General features: G+C 63.4%; 20 protein-coding genes and 1 tRNA gene. 18 read left to right on the forward strand and 3 right to left on the reverse strand.

What is annotated here, in order from left to right; translation table 11 throughout:
- Positions 1-42: 42 nt before the first annotated feature.
- Positions 43-921 (forward strand): alpha/beta hydrolase, encoded by an 879-nt coding sequence (locus tag SIN08_RS11445; RefSeq protein ID WP_322451707.1) that lies wholly within the window; start codon positions 43-45, stop codon positions 919-921.
- 25 nt (positions 922-946) lie between these two features.
- On the opposite strand, the gene SIN08_RS11450 is transcribed toward SIN08_RS11445, so the two are convergent.
- Positions 947-1,858, reverse strand: a complete 912-nt coding sequence (locus SIN08_RS11450; RefSeq protein ID WP_322452146.1) for a LysR family transcriptional regulator — start codon at positions 1,856-1,858, stop codon at positions 947-949.
- Positions 1,859-1,980: 122 nt separating this feature from the next.
- On the opposite strand from SIN08_RS11450, the gene SIN08_RS11455 reads away from it, so the two are divergent.
- The 9 genes from SIN08_RS11455 (at position 1,981) to SIN08_RS11495 (ending at position 11,275) form a co-directional block, all read left to right on the forward strand.
- Positions 1,981-4,260 carry a xanthine dehydrogenase family protein molybdopterin-binding subunit gene (locus SIN08_RS11455; RefSeq protein WP_322452147.1) on the forward strand — a complete coding sequence of 760 codons (2,280 nt, stop codon included), beginning with the start codon at positions 1,981-1,983 and terminating at the stop codon, positions 4,258-4,260.
- Positions 4,257-5,210 carry a dihydrodipicolinate synthase family protein gene (locus SIN08_RS11460; protein ID WP_322451708.1) on the forward strand — a complete coding sequence of 318 codons (954 nt, stop codon included), beginning with the start codon at positions 4,257-4,259 and terminating at the stop codon, positions 5,208-5,210. The genes SIN08_RS11455 and SIN08_RS11460 overlap by 4 nt, the downstream gene beginning before the upstream one ends.
- 42 nt (positions 5,211-5,252) lie before the next feature.
- Complete coding sequence (locus tag SIN08_RS11465; protein WP_322451709.1) at positions 5,253-5,804, forward strand: 3-hydroxyanthranilate 3,4-dioxygenase; 552 nt, start codon at positions 5,253-5,255, stop codon at positions 5,802-5,804.
- A gap of 64 nt (positions 5,805-5,868) precedes the next feature.
- The gene (locus SIN08_RS11470) at positions 5,869-7,029 is read left to right on the forward strand and encodes an ABC transporter substrate-binding protein (protein WP_322451710.1); all 1,161 of its coding nucleotides are present in this window, start codon (positions 5,869-5,871) and stop codon (positions 7,027-7,029) included.
- A 65-nt stretch (positions 7,030-7,094) separates the two neighbouring features.
- Positions 7,095-8,009: a branched-chain amino acid ABC transporter permease gene (locus SIN08_RS11475; protein ID WP_322451711.1), complete on the forward strand. Its 915-nt coding sequence runs from the start codon at positions 7,095-7,097 to the stop codon at positions 8,007-8,009.
- Positions 8,010-8,027: 18 nt separating this feature from the next.
- The gene (locus tag SIN08_RS11480) at positions 8,028-9,011 is read left to right on the forward strand and encodes a branched-chain amino acid ABC transporter permease (protein ID WP_322451712.1); all 984 of its coding nucleotides are present in this window, start codon (positions 8,028-8,030) and stop codon (positions 9,009-9,011) included.
- Positions 9,008-9,766: an ABC transporter ATP-binding protein gene (locus tag SIN08_RS11485; protein ID WP_322451713.1), complete on the forward strand. Its 759-nt coding sequence runs from the start codon at positions 9,008-9,010 to the stop codon at positions 9,764-9,766. Before SIN08_RS11480 ends, SIN08_RS11485 begins: the two co-directional genes overlap by 4 nt.
- Positions 9,760-10,461 (forward strand): ABC transporter ATP-binding protein, encoded by a 702-nt coding sequence (locus tag SIN08_RS11490; RefSeq protein ID WP_322451714.1) that lies wholly within the window; start codon positions 9,760-9,762, stop codon positions 10,459-10,461. The genes SIN08_RS11485 and SIN08_RS11490 overlap by 7 nt, the downstream gene beginning before the upstream one ends.
- Positions 10,448-11,275, forward strand: coding sequence for an aspartate dehydrogenase (locus tag SIN08_RS11495; protein WP_322451715.1), 828 nt, complete (start codon positions 10,448-10,450; stop codon positions 11,273-11,275). The genes SIN08_RS11490 and SIN08_RS11495 overlap by 14 nt, the downstream gene beginning before the upstream one ends.
- Positions 11,276-11,279: 4 nt before the next feature.
- Here SIN08_RS11495 and SIN08_RS11500 read toward each other — a convergent pair whose 3' ends face one another.
- On the reverse strand, positions 11,280-12,338 hold the full coding sequence (locus SIN08_RS11500) for a phenylacetaldoxime dehydratase family protein (RefSeq protein WP_322451716.1): 1,059 nt from the start codon (positions 12,336-12,338) through the stop codon (positions 11,280-11,282).
- Positions 12,339-12,814: 476 nt separating this feature from the next.
- Between SIN08_RS11500 and SIN08_RS11505 the strand changes: the two genes are divergently transcribed.
- The 4 genes from SIN08_RS11505 (at position 12,815) to SIN08_RS11520 (ending at position 15,999) form a co-directional block, all read left to right on the forward strand.
- Positions 12,815-13,786 (forward strand): C4-dicarboxylate TRAP transporter substrate-binding protein, encoded by a 972-nt coding sequence (locus tag SIN08_RS11505; protein ID WP_322451717.1) that lies wholly within the window; start codon positions 12,815-12,817, stop codon positions 13,784-13,786.
- Between the two features lie 66 nt (positions 13,787-13,852).
- Positions 13,853-14,356, forward strand: coding sequence for a TRAP transporter small permease (locus SIN08_RS11510; protein WP_322451718.1), 504 nt, complete (start codon positions 13,853-13,855; stop codon positions 14,354-14,356).
- Between the two features lies 1 nt (position 14,357).
- Complete coding sequence (locus tag SIN08_RS11515) at positions 14,358-15,635, forward strand: TRAP transporter large permease (protein WP_322451719.1); 1,278 nt, start codon at positions 14,358-14,360, stop codon at positions 15,633-15,635.
- Between the two features lie 287 nt (positions 15,636-15,922).
- Positions 15,923-15,999 (forward strand) — tRNA-Met (locus tag SIN08_RS11520).
- Positions 16,000-16,855: 856 nt separating this feature from the next.
- Here SIN08_RS11520 and SIN08_RS11525 read toward each other — a convergent pair.
- The gene (locus tag SIN08_RS11525) at positions 16,856-17,878 is read right to left on the reverse strand and encodes a LacI family DNA-binding transcriptional regulator (protein WP_322451720.1); all 1,023 of its coding nucleotides are present in this window, start codon (positions 17,876-17,878) and stop codon (positions 16,856-16,858) included.
- A 284-nt stretch (positions 17,879-18,162) separates the two neighbouring features.
- On the opposite strand from SIN08_RS11525, the gene SIN08_RS11530 reads away from it, so the two are divergent.
- The 4 genes from SIN08_RS11530 to SIN08_RS11545 all read left to right on the forward strand — a co-directional run bounded on the left by SIN08_RS11530 (position 18,163) and on the right by SIN08_RS11545 (position 21,671).
- Positions 18,163-19,488, forward strand: coding sequence for an ABC transporter substrate-binding protein (locus SIN08_RS11530; RefSeq protein ID WP_416208054.1), 1,326 nt, complete (start codon positions 18,163-18,165; stop codon positions 19,486-19,488).
- Between the two features lie 76 nt (positions 19,489-19,564).
- Positions 19,565-20,512, forward strand: coding sequence for a carbohydrate ABC transporter permease (locus SIN08_RS11535; RefSeq protein ID WP_322451722.1), 948 nt, complete (start codon positions 19,565-19,567; stop codon positions 20,510-20,512).
- Positions 20,509-21,447: a carbohydrate ABC transporter permease gene (locus SIN08_RS11540; RefSeq protein WP_322451723.1), complete on the forward strand. Its 939-nt coding sequence runs from the start codon at positions 20,509-20,511 to the stop codon at positions 21,445-21,447. Before SIN08_RS11535 ends, SIN08_RS11540 begins: the two co-directional genes overlap by 4 nt.
- Positions 21,444-21,671, forward strand: coding sequence for a hypothetical protein (locus SIN08_RS11545; protein ID WP_322451724.1), 228 nt, complete (start codon positions 21,444-21,446; stop codon positions 21,669-21,671). Before SIN08_RS11540 ends, SIN08_RS11545 begins: the two co-directional genes overlap by 4 nt.
- The last annotated feature ends 3 nt before the right edge of the window (positions 21,672-21,674 follow it).

Raw genomic sequence — 21,674 nt, forward strand, 5'->3', positions numbered from 1 at the left:
CGGCGCACAGGACAACGAGAGACGGCAGGCGGGGAAAACAGCATGGATCTGGCGGAAGAAGCGCACTGGCCGCGAGAGGTTCTCGACCGCGACTATAACGCGCGCGCCTCGGTGGAGCCGGATGTCTTCGAGGACGCCATGCGGCGCTATCGCGCCCTGTCCGAGACCGCGCGCGAAAGGGCGGCGGGGGTCACGGACCTGGTCTATGACCAGTTCAGCAGCCAGACCATCGATCTCTACGGGATCGGCGGAGAGCCGCGACCCGTCTTCCTGTTCATCCACGGAGGCTATTGGCGCGCCCTGTCCAAAGAGGATTCGGCCTTCATGGCGCCGGCCCTGGCACGCCAGGGAATCGCGACGGCCGTGGTCGACTACCGCCTCGCCCCGGCGGTCGGGCTGACGGAGATTGTGCGGGAGGTCCGTGCCGCCGCCGCCTTTCTCCACCGCGAGGGAGCGGCTTATGGCATCGATCCTTCCCGCATTTTCGTGGGCGGCAGTTCCGCCGGCGGTCACCTGACGGGCACGATCCTTTCGGGCGGGTGGCACGACGATTTCGGCGTACCGGGCGACCTCGTCAAAGGGGCGTTCCCGGTCAGCGGTCTGTTCCACCTCGCGCCAATCGCCCGCTCCTTCGTGCAGGAATGGATCAGCCTGTCCGAAGAAGAGGTGACACGCTTGAGCCCCGCCGAAAACCTGCCGTCCATCGGCTGTCCGATTGTGGTCGCCTATGCCGAGGGGGAGCCGGCCGGCTTTGCCCGGCAGTCGGAGACGTATCACGGCCTTTGGCAGGAAAAGGGCTTCGACGGTTCCCTGCTTGCGATTCCCGGCCGCAACCACTTCGATGTCATCTTAGACCTTGCCGACGAGAAGAGCGTTCTTTTCGAGCGTCTGGTGGGATTGATCCGCGACGGCGCTGCCTGAGGATCGCGTCCGACCGCAGCACGCATCAGTTGGTCTCGCGCGGCACGAGCTTTTGGGCGTAAAGCCTGACGACGCCGGAGAAGGCGGCGACGGCCGGCGATACGGAACGTCCGCTTGCGTGTATGAAGGAGACCTCGCGCGAGATACCGGGTTCCACCAGCGGCTTGCCGAGGACCTTGTGCTGGCGGGCGGCCGAAAGGGCATAGGTGGGCAGAACCGAGACGCCCAGCCCGGCCTCGACCAATGCCAGCGCGGTCGTGATGTGGGAGACCTCGTAGAGGGGTTTGAGCGCGATCTGCGCGTTCTCGTAGCCGATCTCGACAAGAAGGCGGATGCCGCTTTCGCGGGTCAGCGTAATGAGCGGGTGGCCGTCCAGATCGCGCCAGCGGACCGTCGAGGCGGCGGCAAAGGGATTGTCATAGGCGCAGAACAGCATCAGGTTGTCGCGGATCAGTCCGATGCGCTCGACGCCGTCCTGCCCCGGGGGGAACGTTCCCAGCCCGCAGTCGGCCTTTCCCGTCCGCACGCTTTCCACGATCTCATTCGTTCCCACGTCGATCAGTTCGACGGCCACGCCCGGAAAACGGGCGCGGAATTCGGCCATGGCAAGGGGCAGGACGGCTGCCGCCAGGAGCGGCGGCGCCGCCACGCGGATGCGGCCGCGACGGCGCTCGAGGATGTCCTGGGCATTCTGGACGGCGTGTTCGAGCTCCTCCAACGCCTTCATCGAGGAGGTCCGGAACTCCCGGCCCGCATCGGTGAGTTCGACACGGCGCGTGGTGCGGTCGAACAGGCGCACCCCGAGTTCCGCTTCTAGATCCTTCACCGATTGCGAGAGTGCTGGCTGTGCCATGTGCTGCCGCCGCGCGGCGCGCGAGAAGTTGCCGAGCTCGGCGACGGCGAGAAAGTTCTCGATCTGCTTGAGCGTGATGCGCATAGCCAATTCATATTCTGAACCTATCAATATATAAAATAAAGGAGGATTGTCATATAGATCGTGCGAGTGCTTCCTTCCCCTGACTGCTATGCAGCGTCGAATGGAGGGGGAGCTTGAACGCAGTGGGACGATTCGAGGCGGTGAAGGGGCGCGGTCCGGTTGGCCGCAGCGTTCGGCGCCGCGAGGATGCCCGTATCCTCACCGGCGGCGGCCGCTATGTCGACGATCTCACGCCGGAAGGCTGTCTCCACCTGGAATTCGTCCGCAGCGTCGATGCCCGCGGGCGGCTGACGGCGATAGATGCCGAAGCGGCGCGCGCCTGCGACGGGGTCGTCGCAGTTTTCACCGCGGGGGATCTGGGGGCGCTCGGCACGGCAGCGGTCAATCTTCTCGTTCCGGACGTGGATGTGAGGCCCCTCGAGCCTCTGGCGCGCGACATGGTGCAGGCGGCCGGCCAGGCGGTTGCGGCCGTGGTCGCCACCTCGCCCGCCGCTGCGCGGGACGCTGCGCAATGCGTGGTGGTCGAGGTCGAGCCGCCGAGCGGCGAGGAGGAGAATACCGCGGCGGTGAGTTCCCTCAACATTAGCCACGGCGACGTCGATGCCGCGTTTGCCGATGCGGCCTGCGTGGTCTCCGCCACGGTGGAACATGCGCTGGTCTCGCCGGCCGCGCTGGAGCCGCGCGCGGCCCTGGCGGACTGGCGGAACGGGCATCTTACGGCGTGGCTTTCCACCCAGACGCCTTATCGTGCGCGCGAGGATCTGGCGCGCATTCTCGAACTTTCGATGGCGCAGGTGCGGGTGATCGCCCCCGATGTGGGCGGCGCGTTCGGCGGCAAGGCGTCCATCTATCCCGAGGACGTGGTGGTGGCCTGGGCGGCACGCGAACTCGCCGGGCCCGTCAAATGGTGCTCGACACGCGGCGACGATCTGCTTTCGGCAACGCAGGGCCGTGGTGCAAGAACCCACGGCGAACTTGCCCTGTCGTGCGACGGACGGATGCTTGCCTTGCGGGCAAGAATGGAGTTTCCGCACGGGCACTGGATGCCCTACAGCGCGGTCGTGCCGATGCGCAACGCGGCGCGCATCCTGCCGGGTCCCTACCGGGTCGGCGCGGTCGATGTCTCGGCGCAGGGGCGGATGACGAACGGGCCGGCGGTGGGGATCTACCGCGGTGCCGGCCGGCCGGAAGCGGCGATGCTGATGGAGCGCCTCGTCGAGGCGGCGGCCCGCGAACTGGCGCTCGATCCGTTGGAGTTGCGCCGCCGCAACGTGATCGACACGCAAGCCTTTCCCTACCGCACCCCGACGGGCGAAACGCTGGACTCCGGCGATTATGGCGGCCTGATCGACAAGCTCGCCACCATGGCCGATTACGACGGTCTTCGCGCGGAGGTGGCGCGCCGGCGCACGGCAGGCGCGGTGGTGGGAATGGGAGTGGGACTTTATGTCGAGCCGTGCGGCCAGGGCTGGGAAAGCGCCTCGGTGACCTTACGGCGCGACGGGCGCATCGTCGCCTCGACCGGCTCCAGCGTTCAGGGGCAGGGGCGTGAAACCGCTTTCGCGCAGATCGTGGCCGAGACGCTCTCCGTCCCGCTGGAACAGGTGGCGATCCGCCACGGCGATACCGACCAGCTTTCGAGCGGTGTCGGCGCGCTGGCCAGCCGCAGCACCGCCATCGGGGGCAGCGCCATACTGCGCGCCTGCCAGGCATTGCGCCGTCAGGTGGCGGAGGTCGCTGCCGGGCTGATCGGCTGCGCCGAGGAAGCGCTGCGTTTCGGGGAAGGAGCGATCACCTCGAAAGACACCTCTGTGACCCTTTCATGGGCGGATGTCGCACGCCATGCGCTCTCCGCCCCCTCGGGCGGCATCGAAGAAGCCGCGCTGACGGAATCGGTCGTCTACCACGCCGACGGCGAGGCCTGGAGCAGCGGCATTTGTCTCGCCGTGGTGGCGATCGACCGCGAAACCGGAACGCCGAAGATCGAAAAGTTCTTCTGGGTGGACGACGCGGGCGTGGTCGTCAATCCGCTGATGGTTCACGGACAACTCGTTGGCGGGCTGGCGCAGGGTCTTGGCGAGGCGCTGATGGAGCGCATCGTCTACGACGGCGACGGGCAGCTTCTGACCGGCTCGTTCATGGATTACGCGCTGCCGCGCGCCGGCGACATGCCGGCATCGATCGAGATCGACAAGCTGGAGACACCGGCGCGCACCAATCCGCTGGGCGCAAAGGGTGTGGGCGAGGCCGGCTGCATCGGCGTGCCGGCGGCCCTTTACAACGCCGTACGCGACGCGCTTGCGCCCCTCGGCCCGTGCGACCTGCAGATGCCGCTGACCAGCGAAAAGATATGGCGCGTTCTCCAACAAGGCGAAGCGCCTCGTCCGGGGGATAGACGATGAAGTACAGCAAGAACGACGCCAAGACCTACGCACGGCAGCACATGAAGGGGATCTGGGCGGCCGCCCTGACGCCGTTCACCGATGATCTCGCCGTCGACGAGGACGGATTTCGCCGCAACATCGACCATTGGATCGAAGATCTGAGGATTGACGGCTTCTTCGTCGCCGGCAAGCAGGGCGAGTTCTTCTCCATGTCGGTCGAGGAGCGCAAGCGCAGCTTCGAAATCGCGGTGGAGGCGTGCGCCGGGCGGGCGGCCACCATCATGTCCTGCTCGGACCAGAACATGGATGTGGTCCTCGAACTCGCCCGCCACGCGCAGAAGGTGGGCGCGGATTATATCGTCGTGCACGCGCCGGTTCTGCACTTCTTCAAGGCACACGACGAGACGCTTTATAACTACTACCGCACCATCGCCGAAAAGGTGGACATCGGCATCGCGCTCTGGAGCCATCCCGACAGCGGTTATCTGATGAGCCCCGAATTGTGCAACCGTCTCGCCGATATCGAGAACGTCGTGGCGATCAAGTACAGCGTGCCGCGCGAGATGTATGCCGAGCTGACGCGGCTTGCCGGCGACCGCATTCTCGTCAGCACCGCGTCGGAGGAGGAGTGGCTGGACAACATCCTGGAGCTTGGCTGGCAGCTCTATCTGTGCTCCTCGCCTCCTTACCTCCTGCAGACGAAAAACGATCTGCGCATGCGTGAATACACCGATCTGGCGTTCGCCGGCGAAGCCGGGAAGGCGCGCGCCGTGCGTGACAGCTTGGAGCCGGTGCGCCACGCTTTGCGCTCGACGCGTCCGGCCGAAAAGCCCCAGGCGCACCAGAAATACTGGCAGGATCTTCTCGGGCAGGTGGGGGGCGCGGTGCGGCCGCCGCTCCAGCCTTTGACCGAGGAGGAGAAGAGGGCGACCCGTGCCGCCTTCGAAACATGCGGCCTCAGCCTGTGACCGGCTTGGCCGAGGGCATCACCCAGCCGATGGAGGACCACGATGACTGACGGCAGGAGACTCGCAGCCTTCAATTTTTCCAAGTGGATCGATGAACACAAGCATCTGTTGAAGCCGCCGGTGGGCAATCAGCAGATCTGGGAAGACGCCGACATGATGGTGACGGTGGTCGGCGGGCCAAACAAGCGCACCGACTATCACGACGACCCGGTGGAGGAGTTCTTCTACCAGCTCAAGGGAGACATGCTGCTCAAGGTCGTCGACAACGGCGATTTCTATGATGTGCCGATCCGCGAGGGCGACATCTTCCTGCTTCCGCCGCATGTGCGCCACTCGCCGCAGCGCCCGCAGGAAGGTTCCGTCGGCCTCGTCATCGAGCCGAAGCGCCAGCCCGACCAGCTTGACGCCTTCGAATGGTACTGCTTCGGCTGCCAGGCACTGGTGAAGCGGGTCGAGGTCTCGCTCAAAAGCATTGTGCGCGACCTCCCGCCCATTTACCAAGCCTTCTACGCCGATGAGACGGCGCGCACCTGCCCGAACTGCGGCAGCGTTCATCCCGGCAAGGAGCCGCCGGAGGGCTGGGTAAAGCTGTGATGGCCGGTTGACCGGCCGGGTTTCCGGCAGCAAAGCTGCCACCAAGAAGAAGAGGAAGGGGAACATGCGTTTCAAATCGTTTCTGAGTGCCGGCGCCTTGGCGCTGCTGGCGACGGCGGTGAATGCCGAACCGCTGAAGATCGGCATGATCACGACCCTGTCCGGCCCGGCCGGCTATCTGGGGCAGGACATCCGCGACGCGTTTCAGCTCGCCATCGACATGGAAGGCGGCAAACTCGGCGGGGTCGATGTCGAGCTTCTCGTGGAAGATGACAGCCTGAACCCGGGCAGCGGCCGCCAGATCGCCGAACGGATGATGAGCAACGAGGGCATCGAGCTGTTCACCGGCATCGTCTTCTCGAATGTCGCGGGGGCGACCGTGCCGGAGATCGTCGACAACGGCGCCTTCTACATCAGTCCGAACGCCGCTCCGTCGAACCTCGCCGGGCGGGGCTGCCACGAGAACTACTTCGTCGTCTCCTGGCAGAACGACAGCCTGCACGAGAGCGCGGGCCAGTATGCCAACGATCTCGGCCACAAGACGGCCTTCGTGCTGGCGCCGAACTATCAGGCCGGCCAGGACGCGATCGCCGGCTTCAAGCGCTTCTTCGAGGGTGAGATCGTCGGCGAGATCTATACCCAGCTCGAACAGACCGACTTCGCTGCCGAGATGGCGCAAATCCGCGATGCGGCGCCGGAGGTCGTGTTCCAGTTCCATCCCGGCGGCCTCGGTATCGCGTTCCTGCGCCAGTACCAGCAGGCCGGCCTGATGGACACGATCCCCATGGTCGTGGCAGAGCCCTCGATGGACGGGGTGACGCTCGCGGCCGTGGGCGAGGCGGCCCTGGGGCTGAAGGTGTCGAGCCACTGGAACACGGACTTCGACAACGAAGCCAACCGCGAATTCGTCGCGGCCTGGCAGGAGGCCTATGACCGGCCGCTCACCTATTATGCCAGCCAGGGCTACGACACCGCCCGCCTGATCGCCTCGGCCTTGAAGCAGACCGGCGGTCTCGAGGATGCGGACGCCTTCCGCGAGGCGCTGCGTAAGGCGGATTTCGTATCGGTCCGCGGTGATTTCGAGTTCGGCCCGAACCAGCACCCCGTCCAGGACTGGTTCTCGCTAGAGGTTGTCGAGGGCGAGGACGGCACGCCGACGCTGAAGACCACCGGGACCGTGCTGACGGACCACGGCGACAGCTACGCCGCCGAGTGCAAGATGTAGCGGGCTTCCGGGCAGGGCGGTCCGCCGCCCGCCCGATTCCGCGCTTTCGGTATCGGCGGTAAGCGATGACATTGTTCCTCGAGCAATTGCTGAACGGCCTGCAGTTCGGCCTGATGCTCTTTCTCATGGCGGCCGGGCTGACGCTTATTTTCGGCATCATGGGAATCATCAATCTGGCCCATGGCTCGATCTATATGATCGGCGCCTATGCGGGGACCTATCTGGTCGCGGAGACGGGATCGTTCCTCCTGGGCGTTCCCGCCGCGCTTGCCGTGGCCGCGCTTGCCGGCATGGCCATCGAGTTCCTCGTGGTGCGCCGCCTTTACCAGCGCGACCATCTCGACCAGGTCCTGGCCACCTTCGCCCTGATCCTGATCGCCAACCAGCTTGTGACCATCATCTTCGGCCGGCAGCCGCTCTTCATCCCCACGCCAGCGTTCCTGAACGGGTCGGTGGAGCTTCTGCCGGGGCTCGTCTATCCGGTCTATCGCCTGGCGATCATCGGGCTCGGTCTATCCGTCGCCTTCGGGCTCTACCTGCTGATCAACCGCACGCGGATCGGCATGCTGGTCAGGGCCGGTTCCACCAATCGCGACATGGTCCGCGCACTGGGCGTGGATGTGCGCCTGCTCTACACGCTGGTCTTCGGGCTCGGGGCGCTTCTTGCCGGATTGGCGGGGTTCGTCACGGGGCCGATCCAGGCCGTCCAGATCGGCATGGGCGAGCAGATCCTGATCACCACCTTCGTCGTGGTCGTCGTCGGCGGCGTGGGGTCGATCCGCGGCGCCTTCTTCGCAAGCCTCATCATCGGCGTCATCGACACGCTTCTGCGCTCCTATATGCCCGCCTTCCTGCGGCAGATCATGCAGGGGCCCGAGGCCGACGCGCTGGGTGCCGGCATCTCCTCCATGGGCATCTATCTGCTCATGGCGATCGTCCTTCTCTTCCGGCCCAAAGGGCTCTTCATCCAACAGAGCTGAGGCCCCGGGAACACGTCAATGACAGCATCGAGAACAGTGCAAGTGCTTGCGGTCTTCGGCGCCGCCGTCCTTCTCACACTGCCCCTGATCGCCGAGGTCGCCGGCCAACCGGCCATGACGTCACTGGCCACGCGCATCATCATCTACGGCATCGCCGCGGCGAGCCTCAACCTGGTGCTGGGCTATGGCGGCATGGTCAGCTTCGGGCACGCCGCCTTCTTCGGCATCGGCGGCTATGTCGTGGGAATCCTCTACCAGCACTACATGGACGGCACGCCGTTTCTCGGCTTCATTCCCGGCACGGACCAGTTCCTCGTGACGGTCCCGGCGGCCATACTTGTCGGCGGGCTTGCGGCGGGGCTGATCGGCGCCCTCTCGTTGCGCACCAGCGGCGTGCAGTTCATCATGATCACGCTCGCCTTCGCGCAGATGCTCTTCTTCCTCTTTGTCTCGCTGAAGGCCTATGGCGGCGACGACGGGCTGATCATTCGCCGCGCCAACGAGGCGCTGGGGCTGAACCTGCGCGACCGGCCGACCATGTACTACGTGTGCCTTACCATCGCCGCCGGGTTCTTTCTCCTCCTGTGGCGGCTCGTCAATTCGCGTTTCGGCAACGTGCTCGTAGGCCTGCGCCAGAGCGAGCGGCGGATGGCGGCGATCGGCCTGCCCGTCTATCGCTATAAACTCGCCGCCTTCGTCATCTCGGGCATGGGCGCGGGGCTTGCCGGGGCGCTGATGGCGAACTTCCTGCGCTATGCCAGCCCGGACATGCTGCACTGGACCAAATCGGGCGAGCTGATGATCATGGTCATTCTTGGCGGCGTCGGCACGCTGTTCGGTCCGGTGATCGGCGCGGCGGTGTTCCTGGTGCTGGAATCGATGCTCGCCTCCTGGACGGAACACTGGCAGCTCGGCGTCGGCCTGGTGCTGCTTTTCGTGGTGCTCTACACGCAAGGCGGCGTGGATGCGCTTGTCCGCCGGCTCGGGGGAGGGCGGCCATGACCGGTCCCGTGCTTGAAGTCCGCGGCCTCAGCAAGCGTTTCGGCGGCCTCGTGGCGACCGACATGGTGGACCTCACCGTCGAGCCCGGCGAGATCCACGCCCTGATCGGTCCCAACGGTGCCGGCAAGACGACGCTGATCGCCCAGCTTTTCGGCGAGTTGCGCCCGGATGCCGGGGAGATCGCCCTCCAGGGCCGGCCGATCAACGGCCTTCCCACCCATGCGCGCGTCTCACGGGGGCTGGCGCGGTCCTTTCAGGTGACCTGCCTTCTGCCCGACTACACGGTGCTCGAGAACGTTCTCGTTGCGCTGCAGGTGAGCGAGGGGCACAGCTTCCGCTTTTTCCGCAATGTGCATCGTGACGCGGGCCTGGTCGACCGCTCGGTGGACCTTCTGAGCGAAGCCGGGCTGGCGAACCGGGCGGAGGTCCCGGTGGCGAATCTCTCCCATGGCGAGCGCAAGCAGCTCGAGCTCGTCGTCGCTCTTTCGACGAAGCCGCGCCTTCTGCTGCTCGACGAACCGATGGCCGGGCTCGGCCATGCGGAAAGCCGGCAGATGATCGAGGTCCTGGGTGGCCTCAAAGGCAGGACGAGCATCCTGCTCGTCGAGCACGACATGGATGCGGTGTTCGCCCTGGCGGACCGCATCTCGGTGCTCGTCTACGGCCGCATCATCGCCACGGGCAACCCGGAAGAGATCCGCAACAACCCGGACGTCCGCGCCGCTTATCTGGGCGAAGGAGACGAATTGTGCTGAGCGTCAGCGGTCTGCAGGCGGCCTACGGGTCGGGCCAGGTGCTTTTCGATGTCGGACTCGAGATCGCCGATGGCGAGGTGGTGACGCTGCTCGGGCGCAACGGTATGGGCAAGACCACGACGGTGAAGTGCATCATGGGTCTTCTGAAGCCGGACGGCGGGACGGTGACCTTCGCCGACCGGCCGATCGGCGGCGCGGCGCCTGAAGCGATCGCCCGGCTCGGCGTCGGTCTCGTGCCGGAGGGACGGCAGGTCTTCCCCACGCTGTCGGTGCGCGAGAACCTCGTCGCCACCGCCGCCAACCGGCTCAAGCGGGCGGAGCCGTGGACACTCGATCGCATCTATGCGCTTTTCCCGCGCCTGCGCGAAAGGGCACAGCAAGGGGCGTCAACCCTTTCGGGCGGCGAGCAGCAGATGCTGGCCATCGGCCGGGCGCTGATGACCAATCCGCGGCTTCTGATCCTGGACGAAGCAACGGAGGGGCTGGCGCCGGTCATCCGCCGCGAGATCTGGCACTGCATCGAGGCGTTGAAGGAGACGGGCCAGTCGATCCTGCTCATTGACAAGAACCTTGCGATCCTCAAGCGGATCGCAGATCGTCATTACGTCCTCGAAAAGGGCAGGACGGTATGGTCCGGGACGGCGGCGGACATCGAGCGGGATGCGGACCGGGTGCGCGCCTATGTCGGGATCTGAAGGAAAGCCGCACAGACTGCGCCTGTGCCTCGTGGGATGGGGTGCGATCGGCCGGCGCGTGGCAGAGCTCCTGCGCGCCCGCGACGAGGACCGTATCGAGATCGTCGCCGTTGCGGTGCGCGATACGGCACAGGCAAGGGATGATCTGCCTGACAGTGCGCGTCTCATCGCGCGGCCCGAGGAACTCGACGGGCTCGACGTGGATGTGGTCGTGGAGGCGGCGGGCCGTGGCGCCGTGGCGCCGTGGGGCGAGGCCGCGCTGCGGGCGGGCCGGGATTTCGTGGTCTCGTCCTCCAGTGCCTTTTGCGACGAGCGGCTGCTTCGCCGGCTGATCGACCTCGCCGAGGAAAGCGGCGGCCGCATCGCGGTGCCGCCGGGTGCGCTTGGCGGCGTCGATGCGCTTTCGGCGGCCGCCCTCCTGCCGCTGGAGTCGGTCGAGCATACCATCGTCAAGCCGCCGGAAGCGTGGCGGGGCACGCAGGCGGAAACCCTCGTCGACCTCGACCGCGTCGAGGACGCCGTCACCTTCTTTCAGGGGAGTGCCAGGCAGGCGGCGGACCGCTTTCCGCAGAATGCCAATGTCGCCGTCATTTCGGCGCTCGCCGGCATCGGCCTCGACCGGACGCGCGTCCTGCTCGTCGCCGACCCGTCGGCACGGCGCAATGCGCATGAACTGCACGCTGCAGGCGCTTTCGGCGCGCTGCACGTACGGCTCGAAAACGAGCCGCTGGCCACGAACCCGAAATCCTCAGAGATGACGGCGCTCAATCTGGCGCGCCACCTCGAAGCGCGGGTCGCGCCGCTGGTGCATTGATCTTTCATCCATCCGGGACCATTGCGTCACGCATCATTCCCGTTTGGGGGTGGCAATTAACGTATTCGTAAAGTTGGTCGCTTGCGTTGAACACGGAGACTTCGTGATAGAGCCGAAGCTTCGATAAATCAGCCGCGACACGGAAGAAGGTGGTGAAAATTCGAAGGTGTGTGGGGTGCGCTTCCGCCCAGCGCTCAAGCAGATCAAGTGACCGCCAGTGGCCTATGTTATAGCTCTTTTCCAACCGGGAGCCGTCAAGGTCGATATATTGCACATATCTGTTGCTGTAGCAGCCGACCTCCTTGCCGTTGTCGCGGAGGAAATCCATGCCGGCTCGAAGTGTCGGCTCGATTTCTCGGAGATAAAGATCGCGCTCATCCCCCTCCGTCTCCGCCCAATCCTGACCTGATCGGATGAGCGCGATATTGTCGTGCCCACGAATGATCACCCTTCCCTGGCTTTGCGGGTTGCCTTCAATCATTTCAAGCTTGCCGGACGGCTGCATCCTGTCGGTTTGGGAAATCGGAAATCGGTCGCGCATCGAGCCCCAATAGCCATGTTCCTGGACTTCGCCGCTGATACCGTCCATGATTGCACCGACGCCGGGCAGCTGTTCTCTGAAGGCGTAAAGGGTTTCGAACTGCTCTGCGCGAGGGGCCACGATCTCTCGGAAATAGCCAACTTCCTCCTGCAGCCGATCCTCCGATTCCCACCAGCTGGACACCACCGGCGAAGACAGCCATCGCTTGTATGCGTTCGGATCGCGCCAGTAGCCAACAGCCATCAAATTCTCGTATCCCTGGGCGTCCTGGTGGCATGTCAGGTCATAGTGGCCGGGTCCGTCAGGGAGGGCGAAATCGCTGACGATGCGACGCAGCGCGGCCATCGCCGTCTCTTTTTTCTCCGCCCCGAGATATTGAACCCCAAAGTAACCCATCACGACCTGACAGAGATCTTCCTTTGCTCTGGCGACCCACATCGGGAATGGCGGTTCGTAATCGTCGGCCACGCGGCGGGAAAGTGCTCTTGGGCATTGAAGATGCTTGTCGATTGCGGATTCCATCGTTCCTCTCCGAGACCTGGCTGATGTGGCCGCAACGGTGTCACCTGAAGATGATGACCAGCCGTGCAGACGAAATGGTATTGCACCAAAAAGTTTTAATCAATCCGCATGATGCATATTTCTGGTTTTGGTCAGACGAGTGTTTTTTCGAGAACTTGCGCGGGTCGGTCTGCCCTGTTCACAAGGCCAATCGCGCCGGTGGAGCCGTCAAGCACCAGCGGCAATCCCGGAAATGAGTGGCGCTCGCGGCCATGCACCAACGCGAGCCGGAAGCTGCGCAAAGCGGCAGATCTGGCCTTTGGCCCGCACCTCCATTTATATTTTTTATATATGAACTTGAAAATTACGTATGAATAATCCATTCTGAGGACAGGGGAGGAGCGGCGTCAGGAAGTTGTCGCTTTCTGCATATGCTTTTCGACGGCTGTCACTCCCTCCACGAATTGGACACGGGATTGGGAAGAGTTATGCGAAATATGATGCGTTTGCTCATTGGTGCAGGGGCGCTGGCCTTCGCCGCCACGCCGGCACTGGCACAGATCGAGTTACGGCTGGCCACCGTCTCATCGACCGGCGAGCCGATCTACGAAGCGATGGAGTTCTTCGTCGAGGCCGTGGAGGAGAAGGTCGGAGACGCGGTCACCATCACGGTCCATCCCAACGGCGAGCTTGGCAGCAACCAGGAGGTCTACGAGCAGGTCAAGATCGGCGCGCCGGTCATCCAGAACTCCGATCCGGGTTATCTGTCCGATTACGTGCCGGACTTCGGCATTCTGAACGGGCCCTATCTCCTGTCGGACCCGCGCGATTTCTCCAAGATCCTGGAGTCCGACCTCTTTGCCGGGATGAAGGACGATCTGCGCGAGAGCGCGGGATTCGAGCTGCTTGCGACCAACTGGTTCTTCGGCGCCCGGCACGTCATCTCCGACCGCGAGATCCGCACGCCCGCCGACATGGAGAGCCTGACGATCCGCGTGCCGCCGAACACGATGTGGATCGAGACCATCGAGGCCATGAACGGCCGCGGCGTGCAGCTCGCCTGGCCGGAGGTCTATACCGGCCTGTCGACCGGCGTCGTCCAGGCCGCCGAGGCGCCGCTTGCCGCGCTCCATGCCTCGAAGCTCTACGAGCCGGCCAAGACCGTCTCGATGACCGGGCATTTCAAGGCTTTTGTCGGCCTCGTCATGAATGCCGACCTGTTCGCCTCCTTCCCGCCGGAGGTGCAGGAGGCGCTGACCCGGTCGGCCATCGAGGCCGGCGATTACATGACGGACCTCGTCATCGCTTCCGAAGAGGACTATGCCGGCAAGCTGGAGGCCGAGGGCGTGACCATCGTGCGCGACGTCGACGAGGCGGCGTTCCGGCAGGCAACCGAATCAGTCTACGGGGCCTTTCCCGACTGGACGCCGGGCCTTTACGAGCGGGTGTCGGAGATCCTCGCGGACTAACCCGGATCCAAGGGAGAGCGCGTATCCGCCGCTCTCCCGTTTTCCCGATCAGGAAGGATGATGCGCATGCTGCGGCGCGGAGCGGCAAATCTCGACCTGGGCGTGGCCTGTCTTGCACTTGTGGTGGTGGTCGCCAGCGTGGCCTGGGGCGTGCTGACGCGCTACGTCGTCTCCCAGCCGGCCGTATGGACGACAGAGCTGTCGTCCATCGCCTTTGCCTGGGTGGTCTTCTTCGGTGCGGCGGCGGCGATGCGGCGCGGCATGCACATCGCCATTCCGATCTTCGTCGACATGCTGCCGGCGACGGCGCGCAAAGCCGCCACGCTTCTTTCGCTTGCGCTCGTGATCGGTTTTCTCGGCTATACGTTCTACCTTGCCGGCCTGCTCTCGGCACAGTCGTTCAACCGGCCTTCGCCGGTGCTGCGTATCTCCTTCGCCTATGTCTATGCGGGCATTGCGGCGGCGTTGTTCCTGATGCTGGTTCACGCCATCCTGCAGCTCTTCGCGGTCTGGCGCAGCACCGACGGGACCATCGCCTATCCGCCGCAGGAAGCGGAGGAGGCAGGCTAGCATGGACTATCTGCCGGTTGCTACCCTGCTTGTGCTGCTCGCCTTCAACGTGCAGGTCGCCTTCGCGATCGGCATTGCGGCGCTGGCCTTCTTCGTCGTTTCCGGCGCGATGCCGGTCCAGGTCTTCGTCCAGCGATTCATCGCCGCGACCCAGTCCTTTCCGCTTCTGGCCGTGCCCTTCTTCATCCTGGCCGGTGCGATCATGAACGAGGCGGGCATCACGCGCCGCATGCTCCATCTCGCCGAGACCCTGACGGGACACGTGACGGGCGGGCTGGCGCAGGTGAACATCGTTCTCAGCACGCTTTTGAGCGGCATGTCGGGCTCGGCCAACGCCGACACCGCCGTGCAGTCGAAGCTCCTAGTGCCGGAGATGGCACGCCGGGGTTACGATGTCGGCTATTCCGCGGCGGTCACCGCTTCTTCCTCTATCATCGCGGCGACCATTCCCCCCGGCATCGGCCTCATCCTCTACGGCTTTCTCGCCAATGTCTCGATCGGCGCGCTGTTCCTGGCGGGCATCCTGCCCGGGCTTCTGCTCGCCATCCTCCTGATGATCGCGGCATGGGTGATCGCGCGCCGCCGCGGCTACCTGCCCTCGCGCGCAAAACGCGCCTCCTGGCAGGAGCGCTGGGAAGCATTCAAGGGCGCCTGGCTGGCGCTTCTCATCCCCGTCGGGGTGGTCGGCGGAATCCGCTTCGGTCTGTTCACCGCCACGGAAGCGGGCGCCGTCGCCGTCGTCTATTCGATCGCCGTCGGCCTTGTCTATCGGGGCTTGAGCTGGCGTTCGATTCCCAAGGTGCTTTCGCAGAGCGTGCTTGCCACGGCCGCCATCATGCTGATCATCTGCGCAGCCAACGCCTTCGGTTTCTACATGTCCTGGGTGGGCATCCCAAAGCAGGCCGCGAATTTCATCGCCGGCCTGACGGAAAACCCGGTTCTCATCCTGCTGCTCATCAATGTGCTTCTGCTTGGCGTGGGCATGCTGATCGAGGGTACGGCGGTTCTCATCCTTCTCACACCGATCCTCGTGCCGGTGATCACGGCACTGGGCATCGACCCGGTGCATTTCGGCATCGTCATGGTGCTCAACCTCACCATCGGCGGCATGACGCCGCCGCTCGGCACCCTGATGTTCGTCGCCTGCTCGGTGACGGGTGTCTCAATCGCCAAGTTCACGCGCGAGGCTGCTCCCTTCCTGGCCGTGTTGCTGGCAGCCCTTCTGGCCGTGACCTTCATCCCGCAGATCGCGCTGTGGCTGCCCTCGCTCGGACACTGAGCGGATAAGGTGCCGCATGGAACCCTCCGCCAGGGCCGCAGCCGGCGCAGGCACCGCACGCGATCCGAACTGCCGCGCCCGCTCGCGGCCATTGAAAGGCGGCAGGCGAGGGCGCTGCCTTCGAGCCGAAAAGCGTTCGCCCGAGGTGGTCTGCGCGCATCGCCACCGGCCGTGAGCGTCACCCCGCAAAAATGGCTGAACGAGCCGGCGTACAGCTTGACACAGTCCAGAACAGAACCTTATATCCGCCCGTCCTCTCGGGCGCCGGCCTCATCGGCATCCGATGCGGCGGAGTAGCTCAGTTGGTTAGAGCAGAGGAATCATAATCCTTGTGTCGGGGGTTCGAGTCCCTCCTCCGCTACCACCAATCCCCTGTACGACCCGGAGACATAGGTAACAGAACGTACCTAAGTGTAGCCGGTCAGCGCGATTTTCAATTTTGACACCGGGTTTTTCAGCAGCGCGGTTCCGCTCGATAGTCGTTTGAGAGCCATTCAAAGCCTTCTCACGGTCCACAAACAATCAGCTTCTTCGCCGCATTGTAGCCGGACGCTGATTTCTGGAATTTTGACACTGACTTTAGAGCAAAGCGACGATTGTACGAGTAAGTTTGGACTTGCTGGTCGGGATCGTCAGCACGGCATATCGCCATCATCATCATCATGTACTACATGGGCCTCGCCTGCTTTCCGCGCGGTCGTCATCTCAGGTGTTTTTTTGGATAAGGCGGCGGCGGCGAACCGTCCACATCCGCCGCCGCCCGTAACGGCGCGTGAAGGCATCCGCACCATATTCCGTACCACAGGTGTTCGAAGGGCTAACAGCGGATTACCCCGCTACAGGCTCCTGGATGATGTAGCCAAGAGACTTGGCACAAACCACCTCATGAACCTGCTCACCAACGCGTATGCGCCGACCGCCCTTCAGGCCCACCTCGGGTGCGTCAATGGAACCGGCAAGACGATTACTCCCCCGCTCTGCTGTAAAACCCCAAGTGAGGATGTCGTCCTCGGCCGACAGCCCCACAATTGACCGGTCTGCGTCCAATTGCTCATTCCGATTGAAGTGATCGTCCGTACCTGGGCGAGCAGTTTCGCCATGCGTCGCAGGCGGTTGATGATGAAGTCGTATGTGTCGCAGACGCAGTTGAAGGCGAAGCTGGCGCGCAGACATTGCCAGACCTGCTCGACCGGATCGAATTGTGCACAGGAGTTGGTAAGCTACAGATTTTCCGCCAGCAGGATTTCGATCCGCATTTTTTCCTGGGCGGCGAAAGGCTGACGCTTATCGGCGCGGGCGCGTAGGATGCGCAGGGCGCTACGCACGGCGTGCCCCGGATTCTGGGCGATGATCGCGTCGATGCGCTCATCACGCAGAGCCTGTTCGTTGAACGGGGTCCGCTCATGGGCGACCACCACGAGATTCTCGAGTGCGGCGTAGCGCGATACGGCTTCGAGCGGCACGCGTGCTTCCGAACTCATGATGTAGACTGCGACGATGTCGGGATAGTTGGCGAAGGTCTGCCGGATAATGCGCTCGGCACGCCCGGCGTCTCCATGCGTCTCCAGCGTGGGCAGGCATTGGAGAGCGGGGAATCCCTGGTTGATCACCCGGTCGAAACCCAGTCGACGCTTGAGGCTGTCCTGCGATTGTATGGTTTCAGTGATCACCGCGATCCGGCCATGGCGTCCACTGCTGAACCGTCCGACCAGGCGTCCTGCGGTTGCGCCCGCCGCGACGTTGTCGATGCCCACGAAGTCGTGATGCCCCAGATTTGCCTGGCCCGACAGGAACTGCACGACGCGAATGTCGCGCTCATTGAGGCGCATTACCGCGTCGCGCACCTGCGGGGATTCGGGCGCCATGACCGCCACACCGTCCACCTCCCCGGGATCGAGGGAAGAGAGCTGGTTGGCGACAGCATGCGGGTCTTCGATGTCAAGCCGCATGACGTTGACCTCGACGAGGTCGGATTTCAGGGTCGCGCGCGCCGCGTCGACTTCGGCGAGCAGTTCCGCAAGATACTGGTCGCCACGCTCCGGCAGCACGAAGTGGAATCGGTAGGTCCTGCTGCGGGCGAGATTGACCGCGGCGAGATTCCGCTCGAATCCGATACGCTCGATGGCATCATGCACCTTGCGCACCGAACGGTCGCTGACATTCGGGCGCTCGTTCAGGACGCGGTCTACTGTCGCCAGGCTAACGCCCGCCGCTCTGGCAAGATCCTTTGTGGTGGGACGCATTCCCGCTCCTAAACTCCACGCAACGGCGAGCCGTTATCAGCCAAGCTGGCATTGATGGCAAGAAAAATGAGGTACGCACCTCAAAAAGAACTTGATATGAGGTACGCACCTCATTTATGTCTAGTTTCATGCAGGCGGCGGATGTGAGGATTGTTGGCCGCGCTGCCGGAAGTGCTGAGGGAGGGGACCTGCCAGGAGACGCCTGGGCTCCTCGCGCAGATAATAGCGCCTTAAAGGCGTGCGCCGCTTCTCCAACTGGGGCGGCTTGGGAGGAAGATATGCGCATGAAAACCAAGATCGTGAATTCCGTTGCCGCCGGCAGCCTTGCCGCCGGACTCGCTGTTTCGGCGCCCGCGAACGCGGACGAACTGACGCTCTGCTGGGCCGCGTGGGACCCGGCCAACGCGCTGGTGGAATTGTCCAAGGACTTCGAACAGCAGTCGGGTCATACAATGAAATTCGAGTTCGTGCCGTGGCCGAATTTTGCCGACCGCATGCTCAACGAGCTTAATTCCGGTGGCCAACTCTGCGATCTTATGATCGGCGACAGCCAGTGGATCGGCGGCTCGGCCGAAAGCGGTCATTACGTGAAGTTGAACGACTTCTTCGAGAAAGAAGGCATCACCATGGATGACTTCATTCCCGCGACGGTGACCGGCTATTCAGAGTGGCCGAAGGGGACGCCGAATTACTGGGCGCTGCCGGCCTTTGGCGACGTGGTTGGCTGGACCTACCGCAAGGACTGGTTCGACAGGCCCGAGATCCAGGCGGAATTCAAGGAGAAGTATGGGCGTGATCTGGCCGCTCCCGAGACATTGGCCGAGTTGAAGGAGGTCGCAGAGTTCTTCCAGGGACGCGAGATCGACGGGCGCAAGGTCTATGGTGCTGCGATCTACACCGAGCGCGGCTCCGAAGGTATTACGATGGGTGTGACCAACGCCCTCTACAATTACGGCTTCCAGTATGAAAACCCCGAAAAGCCCTATGAACTTGACGGCTTCGTCAATTCCGAAGGCGCGGTGAAGGGGCTGGAGTTCTACAAGGAGCTCTATGATTGCTGTACGCCGCCCGGCTCCTCGGACTGGTACATGTCGGAAAATATCGATGCCTACAAATCGGGGCAGGTGGCGTTGCAGATGAATTTCGCCTTTATCTGGCCGGGTGTCGAAGCGGACCCGAATGTCGGTGGTGGAAAGTCGGGCTATTTCGCCAATCCGAAAGGTCCGGACGGCCATTTCGCGCAGCTCGGCGGCCAGGGCATCTCGGTTGTCTCCTATTCGGACAAGCAGGATGCGGCGCTTGAATACATCAAGTGGTTCGCCCAGCCCGAAGTTCAGCAGAAATGGTGGCAGTCGGGCGGTTACTCGGCGCTTAAGGCGGTGGTCGAGGATCCCGGCTTTGCCTCCAGTCAGCCCTACGCGCAGACCTTTCTCGATTCCATGGCCATCGTGAAGGATTTCTGGGCCGAGCCGGCCTATGCCTCGCTTCTGCTCGCCATGCAGGACCGCGTCCACGACTATGTCGTCGCCGGCAACGGAACGGCGCAGGAGGCCTTGGACAGGCTCGCTGAGGACTGGACCGAGGTCTTCGAGGACGAAGGCAAATACTGACGCGCGATACGCTTCCCGGTGATGCCGGACCCGATTCCGGCATCACCCCCGTTCGCTTCAGGATGAAGGCCAGACAATGTCCATCTCACCGATAGAGCGTGTCGCCGAGGCGACACCGCGTAGCGTCGTGCGTCGTGTCAGAGGCTTGTCCGACCGCGCGATAGCCTGGATTTTCGTCACTCCGACGATCGCGCTGCTGCTCGCCATCAACATCTTCCCGCTGATTTGGACAGTCTGGCTGAGCTTCACCAATTTCAGGGTCAATCGTCCCAACCGCGAAGCGGAATTCGTGGGCTCGCGCAATTACGAGCGCATCCTGACCGACAGCGACATTTGGGGCACGATGCAGGCGACCGCACACTTTCTTTTCTGGACAATTGCGTTTCAGGTGCTGATTGGTTTCACACTCGCCTATCTGATCAACAAGAAGTTCCGCGGAAGCGATCTCTGGACCACCGTCATCGTGCTGCCGATGATGCTTTCGCCGGCGGTGGTGGGTAATTTCTGGACATTTCTGTACCAGCCGCAGATCGGCCTGTTCAACTACGTGATTGGGTTCCTGACCGGTGCCGACCCGTCCAGCTTCTCGATGATCGGCGAGGTGGCGCTGGCACCCTGGGCTATCGTCATCGTCGACACCTGGATGTGGACGCCCTTCGTCATGCTGATCTGCCTCGCCGGTTTGCGCTCCATCCCCGAAAGCATCTATGAGGCGGCGGAATGCGACCGTGCCAGCAAGTGGCGCCAGTTCTGGACCATCACCATTCCGATGGTGTTGCCGTTCCTGATGCTGGCCGTGCTTTTCCGCGGCATCGAGAATTTCAAGATGTTCGATCTGGTAGTGCAGCTGACCGGTGGTGGGCCGGGCTCCACGACCGAACTCACCTCCATCAACCTCAAACGTGAAGCCTTCGAAAAGTGGCACACGGGCTTTGCCTCGGCCTACGCGGTGATTCTGTTCGTGACCGTCTTCGGCCTCGCCTCGATCTATGTGAAAGCCTTGAACAAGGTGAAAGAGAGATGAGTTTCTCAGTAACGGAACCGTCCGATCGCCAGAAGCTGTTCGCCGGCTTTCTCGTGATCCTCTATGCGGCCGTCACCCTCATGCCGCTGGCCTGGATCATAGCCACCGGCTTCAAGACACCCTCGGACGCGATCGCTTATCCGCCGAAGGTTGTCTTCGATCCGACGCTTGAGGGTTACGTCAACCTGTTCACCACGCGCACTCGCGCCAGCGCCGATACGCTGGAGCAGCTGGGCGAACCGCAAACCTGGTATGACAGCATCGTGCGCAAGTACGACATGGTGATCGTCGGGCCGTCGCGTTACGGCGAGCGCTTCCTCAACTCCATCATCATCGGCTTTGGCTCGACCTTCCTGTCGGTGTTCCTCGGCACCATCGCCGCTTACGCCTTCTCGCGCTTCAAGGTACCGTTGAAGGACGATCTGATGTTCTTCATCCTGTCGACGCGCATGATGCCGCCGATCGCCGTCGCCATCCCCATTTTCCTGATGTACCGGCACCTGGGGCTGAACGACACGCATCTGGGCATGATCCTGCTCTATACGGCGGTCAACCTGTCGCTGTCGGTGTGGCTGCTGAAGGGGTTCATCGACGAGATTCCGGTCGAATATGAGGAAGCGGCACTCATTGACGGTTACACGCGATTCCAGGCCTTCTACAAGGTGGTGCTGCCGCAGGCCGCCACCGGCATCGCCTCCACCGCCATCTTCTGCCTGATCTTTGCCTGGAACGAATACGCTTTCGCCGTACTTCTGACCTCCGGCACGGCGCAGACCGCACCGCCCTTCATCCCGACCATCATCGGCGTGGGCGGTCAGGACTGGCCGGCAGTGGCCGCAGGCGCCACCTTGTTCCTGGTGCCTGTCATGGTCTTCACCATCCTGCTGCGCAAACACCTCCTTCGCGGCATTACCTTCGGAGCCGTGCGCAAATGAGCCTGTCCGACACCACCCGCACATCCGGTCATGACGGCCGGAAGCAACGCAATGCCCGCCGGATCTTGGTGCGTGGTCCATGGGAGCTGGGTGCCAGCATCTTGATCGGACTTGGGGTCGTGATGCTGATGCAGCCGTTTTTTCTGTGGGCCTACACCTACAGCTTTATCGTCCTGCTCGTCGGGACGGTCGGCTTCATCATCGTTTCGCACTTTCCGGAGTAGATG

Source organism: Chelativorans sp. M5D2P16 (assembly GCF_034427935.1).
Lineage (GTDB): Bacteria > Pseudomonadota > Alphaproteobacteria > Rhizobiales > Rhizobiaceae > Chelativorans.

Coding starts and splice junctions, on each gene's coding strand:
- SIN08_RS11445 (WP_322451707.1), top strand. CDS start 43: ATGGATCTGGCGGAAGAAGCGCACTGGCCGCGAGAGGTTCTCGACCGC.
- SIN08_RS11450 (WP_322452146.1), bottom strand. CDS start 1,858: ATGCGCATCACGCTCAAGCAGATCGAGAACTTTCTCGCCGTCGCCGAG.
- SIN08_RS11460 (WP_322451708.1), top strand. CDS start 4,257: ATGAAGTACAGCAAGAACGACGCCAAGACCTACGCACGGCAGCACATG.
- SIN08_RS11465 (WP_322451709.1), top strand. CDS start 5,253: ATGACTGACGGCAGGAGACTCGCAGCCTTCAATTTTTCCAAGTGGATC.
- SIN08_RS11470 (WP_322451710.1), top strand. CDS start 5,869: ATGCGTTTCAAATCGTTTCTGAGTGCCGGCGCCTTGGCGCTGCTGGCG.
- SIN08_RS11475 (WP_322451711.1), top strand. CDS start 7,095: ATGACATTGTTCCTCGAGCAATTGCTGAACGGCCTGCAGTTCGGCCTG.
- SIN08_RS11480 (WP_322451712.1), top strand. CDS start 8,028: ATGACAGCATCGAGAACAGTGCAAGTGCTTGCGGTCTTCGGCGCCGCC.
- SIN08_RS11485 (WP_322451713.1), top strand. CDS start 9,008: ATGACCGGTCCCGTGCTTGAAGTCCGCGGCCTCAGCAAGCGTTTCGGC.
- SIN08_RS11495 (WP_322451715.1), top strand. CDS start 10,448: ATGTCGGGATCTGAAGGAAAGCCGCACAGACTGCGCCTGTGCCTCGTG.
- SIN08_RS11500 (WP_322451716.1), bottom strand. CDS start 12,338: ATGGAATCCGCAATCGACAAGCATCTTCAATGCCCAAGAGCACTTTCC.
- SIN08_RS11505 (WP_322451717.1), top strand. CDS start 12,815: ATGATGCGTTTGCTCATTGGTGCAGGGGCGCTGGCCTTCGCCGCCACG.
- SIN08_RS11510 (WP_322451718.1), top strand. CDS start 13,853: ATGCTGCGGCGCGGAGCGGCAAATCTCGACCTGGGCGTGGCCTGTCTT.
- SIN08_RS11515 (WP_322451719.1), top strand. CDS start 14,358: ATGGACTATCTGCCGGTTGCTACCCTGCTTGTGCTGCTCGCCTTCAAC.
- SIN08_RS11525 (WP_322451720.1), bottom strand. CDS start 17,878: ATGCGTCCCACCACAAAGGATCTTGCCAGAGCGGCGGGCGTTAGCCTG.
- SIN08_RS11530 (WP_416208054.1), top strand. CDS start 18,163: ATGAAAACCAAGATCGTGAATTCCGTTGCCGCCGGCAGCCTTGCCGCC.
- SIN08_RS11535 (WP_322451722.1), top strand. CDS start 19,565: ATGTCCATCTCACCGATAGAGCGTGTCGCCGAGGCGACACCGCGTAGC.
- SIN08_RS11540 (WP_322451723.1), top strand. CDS start 20,509: ATGAGTTTCTCAGTAACGGAACCGTCCGATCGCCAGAAGCTGTTCGCC.
- SIN08_RS11545 (WP_322451724.1), top strand. CDS start 21,444: ATGAGCCTGTCCGACACCACCCGCACATCCGGTCATGACGGCCGGAAG.